Source organism: Brachyspira alvinipulli ATCC 51933 (assembly GCF_000518245.1).
GTDB classification, from domain to species: Bacteria; Spirochaetota; Brachyspiria; order Brachyspirales; family Brachyspiraceae; genus Brachyspira; species Brachyspira alvinipulli.
Genome location: NZ_KI912403.1, coordinates 1 through 15413, shown reverse-complemented (window position 1 = coordinate 15413; position 15413 = coordinate 1). Strand labels below are relative to the sequence as shown.

Below are 15413 nucleotides of genomic sequence, written 5' to 3'. Positions count from 1 at the left end.
TTATAGAATATTTTTTAATTTTAAGATTTTTATTATTGAGTTTATATTATTTTTTAGAAAATTTTCCATTCCGCAAAAATTGTCTTCTATATATATGTTATTATACATTCTTTTGCAGCCAGAGTTACATAATTTATAAAATTTACATGATGTACATTTGGTATTTATTTTTTTTAGATCATTTGTGAAATTGATTCTATTTTGATTATTAATTACATCAATTAAATCATCTGTATTAATATTTCCAGAATAGTATTTATCTATACAGTAAAAATCGCAAGGGTATATATTTCCATTACTCTCAATAACTAAATGGTTATGGCATATTCCATCTATTCCGCATGTGGTTGGGTGGTAACCAGCTAATAATTCTGAGATATTATCAAAAAATGATATACTTAAATAACGCCCATTCAAAATATCTTTTTCCCACATTTTAAATATAGAGTTATAGAAATATGCAAATTCACGCGGTTTTATACTGTATTCTTCTATTATATTAATATTATTTTCTAATTCACCTATACATGGTATAAATTGTATATATTCTATATTTTTATTTTTTATTTCATTATATATTTCTTTAGGATAATGTGATAATTCTTTGCTTAATACTGTTAATATATTGTATTCAACATTATATTTGTCTAATATTTCTTTTGCATTGAGTACAATATCATAAGTAGGTAAATTGTTTTTTATTCTTAATTTATTATGTATTTTTTCTAATAAGTCAAAGGAAAGACCTACTAAAAAGTTATTGTTTACAAATAATTTAGCCCATTCATCATTTATTAAATCCCCATTTGTTTGTATAGAATATGATATATTTATATTTTTAGTATTTTTTTGTTTAATGTAATTAATAAAACTATAAAAATATTCTAAACCTATAAGTGTAGGTTCCCCTCCCTGAAAAGCAAAATGTATATATCCATTTTTTGTTATGGTATTAAAGGATTTATCTATAATGTTTTTCATGGTGTTTTCTTGCATAAATCCATAGTTTTTTGTATGTCTTATATTGGCTATATCTTTATAAAAGCAATATTTGCAGTTCATGTTGCATAACGAGGAAGAAGGTTTTATTAAAATAAATAATTTATTCATTTTTTATTAGGATATTATATAATTATATAATTATATAATTATATAGGTTTATTAGTATTTTTAAGATTTAAAAATTATTATTTGTAATATACTATATCAAATTTTTCTATTGTCAAGTTTTAGTTATTAATGATTAGTAAAATTCATTCTTAAAATAACTCTAAATACAGAAAAAAATTTAAGTTTACATAAGAAAATATTATGATAATGAAGAAAAATTCCGTATTTTTGTTAAAAAAATACTATGTATAGAAATTTAAGCATAGCGGTACTATTGACATATACATTAACATAATATAGAATTATGTTAATATACTATATTCACGGAGTTTTTATGTCTATCCTATATCTTGTACTAATATTCGTTGTACCTACTGCTATTGTCGGAATTACTAGAATAATAGATAAGAAAAAAAATCCTTATGGAAACGATTTGAACGATTTATTTGCTGAAGAAAAAGCCGCTATTGAGGGAATAGTTGAAGAAAAAATATCTGAAGTTAGAGATAATGCCATAGATTTGGAAATAGCCGTTAAAAAAGCCGGATTTATAAGCAAATCTATGGAAGAAGATCTAGCTAAACTAAACAAAAGAATAGAATCTTACAAAGATTATAAAGCTGCAGTTTCACAGTATCAGGAACAGGTGGATTCTCTTGAAGAAGCATATCTTGAGATACTTAATAAAGTAGATACTGTTTTAAAAGAGCGTAATACTATAGAAAAAACATATAAAAGAATATCTGATGTTAAAGCTAAGATGACAGAATTAGAAAAAAATGTTGGTTCTATACAAGATAAACTTATAGAATCTTATAATTCTAAGTTAAATGAGTTTGAAAGTGAGCTTTATAAGAGATTTGATGCCCTTACTACCAATCTCTTGGCACGCGATGCCCATTACAGCACTATGGCTGAGCAGGAAAAAGAAAAAATTTCTGCTCTTACTGAAGAATTTAAGCAGCATGTTGCTAAAAAAGAGGAATTATTTACAAATCAGCTTACTCAGCTTGCTGAAAGAACAGCACGTCATAATATAGAACAGTTGGCAGAACTATTTGAGAAAGGAAGAGATGAGCTTATTAATAAATATTCATCATTTGCAGATGAAATAGATGTTAAATCTAAAGATATAGAAAACCGTTATGAGACTCTAAGTCAATCTAAAGACGGATTAGAAGCAGAATTAAATAATTTGAGAGATACTATACATGACAGATTGAACTCTATAACAGAATCAAGTGTATTAGAGTTCAAAGATGAGATGGAAAAAACAAAAGAAATGCTATACTCTACTCTAAAAGAAGGTCTTGAAAAAATAACTCAGGATAGAGAGGAGTTCTTAGACTCTATAGAGCAGAAAGCACATTCTTTGGAAAAGTCTATAGATGATATAAAAGATAAGGCTGATTATATAAGTCAGGATTATGCTCAAAAAGCACATCAATTAGAAAATGAATTTACATCATTAAAAGATGATATAAACAGCAGATTTATAGCAGAAGTTGAGAATTTCTCAAATCATATAAGAAATATACTTGAAAATGAAGATGATGGTGTTATAACTCTCTATAGAAATAAAACAAAAGAGCTTAATGATTTAATCATATCTATAGATGGTATGAGCGAAGAAACTATGCTTAAAGCAGAAAGCAGATTTGATGATATAGTTAATGATATCAACAAATTAAAAGATGATATATTAGCAAGAGCTCAGGATGATATGGAATATTCTATAGATAATGCCAGAAGTTCTTTAATAGCCGAAATCAATGAGCTTAGAAATGATGTTGAAATGGAAACTAATCTATTAAAAGACAAAATAGATGAAACTCATTATCAAACTTCTGAAATAATATCTATACTTAATAACAAACAGGAAGAAATATTAGATTCTTTAAGCTTGCAGAAAGAATATTTATATAAAGATTTAGAAACTCAGGCTAATGATAAAGTTAGAGAACTTGATACTTTATTCAGCACTATAAAAACTGAGTTAGAAGAGAATATAGATAATTATATAAAAAATACAGCCCATGATTTAGGTGCTATGGATGAGAAATTGTCAAGTTTGAAAGAACAGTATGACAGAGCTTCTTCTGATATAGATACTTTGAGCAAAGAAACGGAAACTAATATAAAAGAAAATATAGAAAAACGTTTAGAAATATTAGAGAAATCATCTACTGAGATAAATGGTTTAGTAAGCAGAGCTAACGAAAGATTAGATACTGGAATGAAAGATGCTGAAGATAAAATAGATGACATTAAAAAAGAATTATCAGAATATAGTGAAGCTTATATAGACAGTTTGAAAAAACATCTAAAAGACGTTTTAGATAATTATGAACAAACAAAAATGAAAGCTATAACAGACAGCATTGATTCAGTACTTAATCAGGTTGATGAAAGTGAAAAAAGACATGAAGCAATGCTAAATAATATGGAAAACTCTTTAGGTGAGTTTAAAAATAAAATAGATGATGTTATAGATGAAAATATAAAAATCAATGATAAAAATAAAAATGAAGTAGTTGATATGCTTCATAATGAGCTTCGTCAAGCTACAGACTCTTTTGACATTCTTTTAAATGAAAAAAGAGACAGCATGAACAGAATAAAAGATGAAATAGAAGATATCATGCATAGAGTTGAAAGTGGAAAAGATGCTTTTGAACGTACTATAAATAAAGTTTATGAAAATGCAGAAGATAAAGAAAAAGAATTAATGTCTGATATTGAAGATAAATATAATTCTTTAGGAAAAAGAATAGACAGCGTTCTTGATGAAAGAAGAGCAGATTTAAATGCTATAAGTTCTGAATATCATGCTATGCTTGAAAAATATTCTAATGATTTAAAAGATGATTATGAAGAATTAAAACATCATGCTTCTTTAATGACTGATGAATATAAAATGCGTATAGAGAATTTAGGTGAAAGAATAAGTCAAATCATTGATAATGCTAATAATATGCAGTCAGTTATTGATGAAAAAACAGGAGTTATTGATTCTTATATAGAAGAGAAAAAGAAATCTCTTGACAAAAAATGCGAAAATATATTTGCTAATGTAGAAGAAGATACTTTCAAGAAATTAAATGAACTCAGATCATTAATTGACGGTGCTATAGACAGATATAAAGAAGAAATAAAGGATATAGAAACTTACAGACTTGAAGAGAATAAAAGCATAATAGAAGATATTGAAAATATTGGTGCTGGAATAAGAAGAGATTATGAACAGTATACTAATATGCTCGAAGAGCTTTATAATAATGAGAAATCTTCTTTAAATAACTATGCTGAAGAATTAAAAAATGAGATTGAAGCTGCAAGAGAAGAATCTGAAGCTAAGCATCTTAATAACGAATCTAATTATATAGATGAATATTTAAGCAAGACATCTTCTAAAATAGATGAGGAAGTTAATAATTTAAATGCAAATTTGAATGACTCATTTAATACTTTATATAAGGGATTTTCTTATATCCTAGCTAACATTAGAAGAGATAGTGAAGAGAAAGCTTTAAAGTCTATAGAGAATATAAAAGAGCATGCTGAAAAAGTTATATCCGATGCTGCATTGGAAGTTAGAGATAGTGTAGGATTAACATTAGAAGATTTAAGAAATGAGTTTATATCATTGAAAGATAATGTTGATGATAAATTGAGAGATCAAGCAGATAAATTAATTTCTAATAATGAAAATGTACTTGCTATATTGGATGAACATAATGACAGATTAGAGCATGTAAAAGATATTGCTGATGTAATAGATACTGTTAAAGAAATATTATCTAATGAAATAGAAGATCTAAAATCAAGAATATTAGATGATAAGAAAGAATTTAATGATATAATAGATGATATCAAATCGTCTATAATTGATAGAGAAGAATTGATAGAGCTTCAAAACAGTGAGAAGGAATTACTAAAGAATCAAATAGATGATTTAAAAGAAGAATTTGAATTGTTTAAAGATCAGGTATTGAGAACAAATGAAATTGAAATACCTGCTCTTTTTGATGAAGAGAAAGAAAAAATAGAGAATATGTTTGATGAGTTTAGTAAGAATCTTCTTATGAGACTTGCAGATAGTGAAAGTGATATACACTATATCAAAGATATTTTGTCTGAAGAGAGAAATCATTTAATATCTCAGGTAGAACTTTTAAGAAGCGATGTTGATGCTATAAAAGATGACAATACAGTTGAAGTTTTATCTGAAGAGAAAGCAGTATTAGAAAATTCTTTAAATATATTGAAAGAAGATTTCGGAAAAATTATAGATTTGGAGAATGACTTTATTAATCTTAAAAACAGAATGGAAGGTATAGATTCTGGTTTAAAAGATGATGTTAAAGATTTGTCTGAAAAATTAAAAGGATTAAAAGAAAATTTAGAGGAAAAAATAGAAAAAGATTCTGACAGTATATACAGAGATTTAGAAACTCTTAATAGAAATTTTGATACTGTAAGAGAAAATTTATTAGATTCAATAAATAAAACTTCTATTATCGAAGATAGAATAACAAGAGAAAGAAATACTATAGATTCTGCTATAGATAATCTTAAAAATAATATGTCTAACTTATTAAGCAAGAATGAAATTAAAGATATGTTAGACAATGAAAAAGATAGATTGGATTCTATATTTAATAATTTAGCTTCCAACAATGAGGAGTTTAAAGACAGACTTGAAAAACGTATATCTTATTTTGAAGATATGTGGTCTGATAATACTAGAATAAAAAGTATATATGCGGCAGATATTAGAGAAGAAGTTGAAAATATAAGAAAAGAAGCTGATGTTAAATTTGACAATCATATAGCACAGTTGAAAAAACAAATGGATCAAATAGAACAGGAAATATATGATTGGAAAAAATGTAATTTAAATGACTTGCTTGCCCAATTAGATGAAGCTAAAAAAGGTATAGAAAGCTTTATAGATGGTTCAGAAGGTAAAAAGAATCAATTCCTTATTGATATGCTAAACACTATAGAGCATAAAGAAAATGAAATTTATTCACGTATAGATGAAAGGATATTAGAGGCAGAAAATAAACTTTCTACTATAGATGAAAAATTGAATAATGCTATAGGAAATAGTTTAGAAGATATACATAACAGAATAAATGAATCTGTAGAAAAGTATAATGAAGAAATAAAGAGAATAGAACATCATAGAGCAAATGAAGCTGAAGAGCTTATCTCTGATATTGAAGATTTAGGAAACAGCATACGTGAAGATTATGAAGAATATTCATTGATGATAGATAAGATCTATGAAGATGCTGTTGCTGAATTAGAAACTCATCTTGAGAATATAAAAAGTGAGATAGAGAGAGCTAGAGAAGAATCAGAAAGCAAACATGTGGCTAATGAGAAAAATTATATAGATGAGTATTTAAAAGATTATTCTTCTAAACTTGAAGAGCAGGTTAATGATAAATTAAATATATTAAGTGAAAGCAAAGTTCAATTGGATGATATGATAAAAGAATCATTTAATGTATTGAATTCTAATTTGAATGAGGCAGTTAATAGATTTAATGAAGATGCTAATAATAGAGTAAATTCTGCTATTGAAAGATTAGAGAGAGAAGCTGCTGCTAGATTATTCAATGAACAGAAATATATGGCTGAATTAGAGGATCAATTAAGAGCTATAAGTGTTAAAATAGATAATGAGCTTTATAATATTTCTTCTAAATTAGATACTGAAATATCTGGTGTTAAGACTCAATATAAAAATTTAAGTACAGATTTTGATGAAGCATTAGATATGATAAAAGGTTCTTTACTTGAAAGAGATGAATTAATTGAGCTGCAGAATTCTGAGAAAGAATTATTATCAGAACAGATGGATTCATTAAAAACAGAGTTTGCTTCTTTTAGAGATGAATTGTTGAAATCAAATGAAGAGGAGATTCCTGCCCTATTTGAAAAAGAAAAAGAAAAAATAGAGAAATCATTTGAAGAATTTAGCAACAATATTTTAGAGAGAGTAAACAGTTCTGAAAATGATATAGATGAAGTTAAAGATATAATATCTGAAAATAAATCTATCATCTTGGAAAAGATAGATGATTTAAAATCAGAAATAAGCTCTGTAAAAGATAATACTATAGCTCAATTAGTATTTGAAAAGCAGTCATTAGAAGATTCTTTCAATAATATAAAAGCTGATTTTTCTAAATTAGGTGAGTTAGAGGATACTGTTTATCAATTAAAAGATAATGTTGAAGAAGATGTTAAAAAATTATATGATAAATTTGAAAACAAATATTCCGTAATAACAGAAGATATTGACGGTATTAAGAGCAATATAAGAGATTCTATAGATAAATCATCAGAATTGGAAAATAATATACTTAGAGAAAAAGAAGAGTTAGAAAATAAATTATCTTCTATAAGAGAAAATTTATCTAATGTATTAGGCAGCAATGAAAATATGGAAGGACTCTTCAAAGAAGAAGTTAAAAAGATAAATGAACTTTTTGGTGATTTTAGAACAGATAATATAGAGTTTAGAAATAGATTAGAAAAACGTATGGATTATTTTGAGGATATATGGTCTGACAGCGACAGAATTAGAGCATTATACGCCTCAGATTTAAGAGAAGAATTAGACAGCATCAAGTCTGAAACAGAAGTAAAATTAGATAATTATTTCAATGATTTCAATAATAAAGTGGAATCTATAAGCAGTGATCTATCTAATTGGAAAGAAGAACAGATATCTGATTTCAAAGCAGAACTAGAAAATATTAATACAGATATATCTAGCTGGAAAGATGGTCATATTAATGAATTATTATCTCAGTTGGAAGAAGCTAAAAATAGTATCAATAACTATTTAGAATCATCAGAAGATAAGAAAGAAGAAATATTATCAGATATACTTTCTAAAATAGAAGAAAAAGAGAACTCTATTTATGAGAATATAGATTCTAAGATAGAAGATATGGAAAATAGATTGTCTGATGTAGATTCTAAAGTATCAGATGATATAGCTAGAGGCTTAGAAGAAGTACATGATATAATAAATAAAGCTGTATCTAAATATGATGAAGAGATAAAAAATATAGAACATATTAGAACAGAAGAAGGCAGCAAATTATTAGAAGATATACAATCAGGTTATGATTATTACTCTAATTTAATTAATTCTACATATAAAGATTCATTGTCTTCTTTATCAGATTATACTAATAGAATCAAAGAAGAGATAGAAAAAGCTAGAGAAGAATCAGAGCAAAAACATGTAGCTAATGAGAAAAATTATATAGATGAGTATTTGAAAGAATATTCTAATAAATTGGATGAAAAAATGTCTGAGAGAATTAATATCTTAAATGATACTAAAACTCAGCTTGATGACATGATAAAAGATTCATTCAATACATTAAATGATAATTTAAATGATGCTATAGCTAAATTTAATGAAAGTGCAGATACTAGAATAAATGAAGCTGTTTCAAGATTAGAAATGGAAGCATCAGATAAATTATTCGATTATAAAGAATATATGTCTGAGTTAGAAACTCATCTTAATTCTATTAATTCTAAAATAGATAATGAAATATATAGTCTAAATTCAAAATTAGACTCAGAAATGTCAGATATTAAGAATAAATATAAAAACTTAACTATAGATTTTGAAGATGCTTTAGATGTGGTAAAAAGTTCTATATTAGACAGAGATGAGTTAATAGAACTTCAAACTTCAGAAAAAGAGTTACTAGCTTCAAAAATAGATGAGTTAAAAAATGACTTTGAAAACTTCAAAGAAGAAATATTAGTTGCTGCTAAAGAGGACATACCTGCCCTATTTGAAGAAGAGAAAGAAAAAATTGATAGAACTTTCAATGATTTATTAGATAGAGTAAATACTTCTGAAAGCGATATTAATTATTTGAAAGATTTAATGTCTGATGATAAATTATCATTATTGGAAAAAATTGATGGATTAAGAGCCGAAGTTGATAATTTAAAAGAAGATGATACAGTTTCCAAATTGGTATTAGAGAAACAGGCATTGGAAGATTCTTTAAATTCATTAAAGAATGACTTTGCTAAATTAGAAGGCTTGGAGAATAGTTTAAAAGAAGATATAGAAAAAAATATCAATTATAATATTGAATCATTGAATAATGATATTAATTCTATTAGAAATACTATAACTAAATCATTAGAATTAGAAGAGAGCATATTAAAAGAAAAAGAAGAGCTTGAAAATAAACTATCTTCTATAAAAGAAAATCTATCTAATGTATTAGGTCAAAATGAGAGTATGGAAAATTTATTTACAGAAGAAGTGAATAAATTAGAAGAACTATTCAATAATTTCAAAACAGATAATGCAGAGTTTAAAGATAGATTAGAAAAACGTATAGATTATTTTGAAGATACTTGGTCAGACAGTTCTAAAATTAGAGATATATATGCTGCTGAGATGAGAAATGAATTAGAAGAAATTCAAAAAGAAACAGAATTAAAGTTTGCAGATTATCTTGAAAATTTGAATAATAAAATCATACTTATGAATGATGATATATCTAGCTGGAAAGATGGTCATATTAATGAGTTATTATCACAGTTAGAAGAAGCAAAAAATAGTATAAACAGCTATTTAGAATCATCAGAAGATAAGAAAGAAGAGATATTATCAGATATACTTTCCAAGATAGAAGAGAAAGAGAATTCTATCTATGAAAAAATAGATTCTAAAATAGAGGACATGGAAAATAGATTATCTGATGTAGATTCTAAAGTTTCAGATGATATGGCTAGAGGCTTAGAAGAAGTACGTGATTTAATTAATAAAGCTGTATCTAAATATGATGAAGAGATAAAGAATATAGAACATCATAGAGCGGAAGAAGGCAATAAATTATTAGAAGATATACAATCAGGTTATGATTATTATTCTAAATTAATTAATTCTACATATAAAGATTCATTGTCTTCTTTATCTGAGTATACTAATAGGATAAAGGCAGAGATAGAAAAAGCTAGAGAAGAATCAGAACAAAAACATGTAGCTAATGAGAAGAATTATATAGATGAATATTTGAAAGAATATTCTAATAAATTGGATGAGAAAATAGCTGAGAGAATAACTATACTAGATGATACTAAAACTCAGCTTGATGATATGATAAAAGATTCATTCAATACATTAAATGAATCTTTGAATAATGCTATATTAAAATTTGATGAGGAATCAAATAATAAGATAAATTCTGTAGTTTCTCAATTTGAACAAGAAGCATCAAAAAGATTGTTTGATTATAAAGAATATATAGCAGAATTAGAAATGCATTTAAGTTCTATCAATTCTAAGATAGATAATGAGATATATAACATAAATTCAAAATTAGATTCAGAAATGTCAGATATAAGAAATAAATATAAAGAATTGACTTCTGATTTTGAAGAGATATTAGATATGGTGAATAATTCAGAAAATGATGTAAATTATTTGAAAGATTTAATGTCAGAAGATAAATTATCATTATTAGAAAAAATAGAAAACTTGAGTGAAGAAGTAGATAATTTAAAAGAAGATGATACAGTTTCTCAGTTAGTATTAGAGAGACAAGCATTAGAAGATTCTTTTAATTCATTGAAGAATGATTTTTCTAAATTAGAAGATTTAGAGAATAGTTTGAATGAATTAAAAAATAGTATGAACTATGTTGATATATTATCTGATAAGTTTGAAGGTAAAGTAAAAGATGATATAGATAAAAATGTAGAATTATTAAATAGTGATATTAATTCTATCAAAGAAGCTATTAATAGATCTTCAGAATTAGAAGACAGCATACTCAAAGAAAAAGAAGAGTTAGAAAATAGATTATCTTCTATAAAAGAAAATCTATATCATGTATTAGGTAAAAATGATAGTTTAGAAAGTCTATTTAAGGAAGAAGTACAAAATATTAATGACTTATTCAATAACTTCAAAAAAGATCATTTTGAGTTTAGACATAGATTAGAAAAACGCATGGATTATTTTGAAGATACTTGGTCAGACAGTGAGAAATTAAGAAGTTTATACGCTTCAGATTTAAGAGAAGAGTTAGATAATATCAAATCAGAAACAGAGACAAAATTTGCAGATTATCTTGAAGATTTGAATAACAAGATAATGTCAATGAATGATGATATATCTAGCTGGAAAGACGGACATATTAATGAGTTATTATCTCAGTTTGAAGAAGCAAAAAATAGTATCAATAGCTATTTAGAAACATCAGAAGGCAAAAAAGAAGAGATATTATCAGATATACTTTCTAAGATAGAAGAGAAAGAAAATTCTATCTATGAGAAAATAGATTATAAAATAAAAGATATGGAAAACAGATTGTCTGCTGCAGATTCTAAAATATCAGATAGTATGTCTAAAAATTTGGAAGTTGTACATGCTATAATAAATAAGGCTGTATCTAAATATGATGAAGAAATAAAAAATATGGAACATCATAGAGCAGAAGAACATTCCAAATTATTAGATGATATCAAATCAGGCTATGATTATTATTCTAATTTGATTAATTCTACATATAAAGATTCATTGTCTTCTTTATTTGAGTATACTAATAGAATAAAAGCAGAGATAGAAAAAGCTAGAGAAGAATCAGAACAAAAACATTTATCTAATGAGAAGAATTATATAGATGAGTATTTGAAAGAATATTCTGATAAATTGGATGAGAAAATAGCAGATAAAGTTAATATATTAAATGATAGCAAAGCACAGCTTGATGATATGGTTAAAGAATCATTTAATACATTAAATATCAATTTGAATAATGCTATAGCTAAGTTCAATAAAGAAGCTGATATGAGAATAAATGAGACAGTTTTTAGATTGGAGGTTGAAGCATCAAACAGATTATTTAATTATAAAGAATATATGTCTGAGTTAGAGACTCATTTAAGCTCTATTAATTCTAAGATAGATAATGAGATATATAATGTTACTTCAGAAGTTTCAGATATTAAGAATAAATATAAAGAATTAAGTTCTGACTTTGAAGATACATTAGACATGCTAAAAAATTCTATATTAGATAGAGATGAATTATTAACTATTCAGTCATCTGATAAAGAATTATTATCTTCAAAAATAGATGAATTAAAAACAGATTTTGATAATTTCAAAGAAGAAGTATTAACATCAAATACTTATGATATATCAGACTTATTTGAAGAAGAAAAAGAAAAGATAGAAAAAACATTCAATGATTTATTTGATAGAGTAAATGCTTCAGAAAGTGATGTAAATTATTTGAAAGATTTAATATCTGAGGATAAATTTGTCTTATTAGATAAGATAGATAATTTAAAATCAGAATTAGATAGTTTAAGAGAAGATGATACAGTATCTCAGTTAGTATTGGAAAAACAAGCATTAGAAGATTCTTTCAATTCATTAAGAAATGATTTTTCTAAATTAGAAGATTTAGAGAATAGTTTAAATGAATTAAAGGATAGTATGAATAATGTTGAATTATTAAATAGCGATATTAATTCTATAAAAGAAGCTATTAATAGATCTTCAGAATTAGAGGAGAGCATACTTAAAGAAAAAGAAGAGTTAGAAAATAAATTATCTTCTATAAGAGAAAATTTATCTAATGTCTTAGGTAAGAATGACAGTATTGAAACTTTATTTACAGAAGAAGTAAATAAATTAGAAGAGCTATTCAATAACTTCAAAACAGATAATTCTAAGTTCAGAGACAGATTAGAAAGACGCATGGATTATTTTGAAGATACTTGGTCTGACAGCTCTAAAATCAGAAGTTTATATGCTGCTGAGATGAGAAATGAGTTGGATGAGATTCAAAAAGAAACAGAGATAAAATTTGAAAATTATCTTGAAGACTTGAATAATAAGATAATGTTAATGAATGATGATATATCCAGCTGGAAAGATGGTCATATAAATGAGTTATTGTCACAATTGGAAGAAGCTAAAAATAGTATCAATGACTATTTAGAAACCTCAGAAGGCAAGAAAGAAGAGATATTATCAGATATACTTTCTAAGATAGAAGAGAAAGAGAATTCTATCTATGAGAAAATGGATTCTAAAATAGAAGATATGGAAAATAGATTGTCTGATGTAGATTCTAAAGTATCAGATGATATGGCTAAAGGCTTAGAAGAAGTACGCAATTTAATTAATAAAGCTGTATCTAAATACGATGAAGAGATAAAGAATATAGAGCATCATAGAACAGAAGAAGGCAGTAAATTATTAGAAGATATACAATCAGGCTACGATTATTATTCAAAATTAATTAATTCAGCATATAAAGATTCATTATCTTCCTTATCTGATTATGCCAATAAGATAAAATCAGAAATATTTAAAGCAAGAGAAGAATCAGAGCAGAAGTATTTATCTAATGAGAAAAACTATATAGATGAGTATTTAAAAGAGTATTCTAATAAATTGGATGAGAAAATAGCAGATAAAATTAATATTTTAAATGATAGTAAATCTCAATTAGATGATATGATAAAAGAATCATTTAATACATTGAACGATAACTTGAGTAATGCTATATCTAAATTCAATGAAGAAGCAGATAACAGAATAAATTCTGTAGTTTCTCAATTAGAAGAGGAAGCATCAAAAAGATTATTTGATTATAAAGAATATATATCAGAATTAGAAATGCATTTAAGTTCTATCAATTCTAAGATAGATAATGAAATATATAATATTACTTCAGAAGTTTCAGATATCAAGGATAAGTATAAAGAATTAAATGCAAATTTTGAAGAATCATTAGATATGCTAAAAAATTCTATATTGGATAGAGATGAATTAGCAGAGTCAGATAAAGATGCACTTGCTTCAAAAGTAGATGAATTAAAAGCAGACTTTGATAATTTCAAAGAAGAAGTATTAACATCAAATACTTATGATATATCAGACTTATTTGAAGAAGAGAAAGAAAAGATAGAAAAAGCTTTCAATGATTTATTTGATAGAGTAAATACTTCAGAAAGTGATATTAATTATTTGAAAGATTTAATGTCTGATGATAAATTATCATTATTAGAGAAAATAGATAATTTAAAAGCAGAATTAAATAGCTTAAAAGAAGATGATACAGTATCTCAATTAGTATTGGAAAAACAAGCATTAGAAGATTCTTTCAATTCATTGAAGAATGATTTTTCTAAATTAGAAGATTTAGAGAATAGGTTGAATGAATTAAAAGATGTTATGGATGATTCATATAAATTTGAGGAGATAGAAAACAGATTAAAAGATTCTATAGGAAAAGATTTAGAGTACAATATAGGTATTTTGAGCCTTGATCTAAATGATATTAGAAGCAATATAAGTGATTCTATGGATAAGGTTTCAGAGTTAGAAGATATTATATTGAAAGATAAAGAAGAGCTTGAAAATAAATTATCTTCTATGAGAGAAAATTTATCTAATGTATTAGGCAGAAATGACAGTATTGAAACTTTATTTACAGAAGAAGTAAATAAATTGGAAGAACTATTCAATAACTTCAAAACATATAATTCAGAGTTCAAAGATAGATTAGAAAGACGTATGGAATATTTTGAAGATACTTGGTCAGATAGTTCTAAAATCAGAAGTCTATATGCTGCTGAGATGAGAAATGAATTAGAAGAAGTTCAAAAAGAAACAGAGATAAAATTTGAAAATTATCTTAACGATTTAAATGCTAAGATAGAATCTATGAGTGATGATATATCTAGCTGGAAAGATGGTCATATCAATGAGTTATTATCTCAGTTGGAAGAAGCAAAAAATAGTATCAATAGCTATTTAGAAACATCAGAGGACAAGAAAGAAGAGATATTGTCAGATATACTTTCTAAAATAGAAGAGAAAGAAAACTCTATCTATGAGAAAATAGACAGTAAAATCTATGATATAGAAAATAAATTGTCATCTGTAGATTCTAGACTTACTAATGATATCACTTCCAATTTAGATAATCTTCACAATATGCTAAATGATGCAGTAGCAAGATACAATGAAGAGATAAAAAATATAGAAAGCTATAGATTGGGTGAAAACAGCAAATTGTTTGAAGATTCAGAAAAACTAATAAATGATATAAAGTCAGGTTATGAACATTACTCTTCATTGATTAGTGAAGTTTATAATAATTCATTGAATTCTTTGACAGATTATTCAAAATTAGTACAGGAAGAGATAGAAAAAGCAAGAGAAGAATCAGAGCAGAAACATTTATCTAATGAGAAAAACTATATAGATG

2 protein-coding genes are annotated in these 15413 nt (G+C 25.6%); one reads left to right on the top strand and one right to left on the bottom strand.

Features of this window, described 5'->3' with window-relative positions; translation table 11 throughout:
* Positions 1-1062, bottom strand: coding sequence for a radical SAM/SPASM domain-containing protein (locus T324_RS0107565; RefSeq protein WP_245580681.1), 1062 nt, complete (start codon positions 1060-1062; stop codon positions 1-3).
* A gap of 382 nt (positions 1063-1444) precedes the next feature.
* Between T324_RS0107565 and T324_RS0107560 the strand changes: the two genes are divergently transcribed.
* Positions 1445-15413, top strand: a 13969-nt coding sequence (locus T324_RS0107560; RefSeq protein WP_038375134.1) for a SpiroCoCo family coiled-coil protein, incomplete at its 3' end; no start/stop codon positions are given.

Coding starts and splice junctions, on each gene's coding strand:
- T324_RS0107565 (WP_245580681.1), bottom strand. CDS start 1,062: ATGAACTGCAAATATTGCTTTTATAAAGATATAGCCAATATAAGACAT.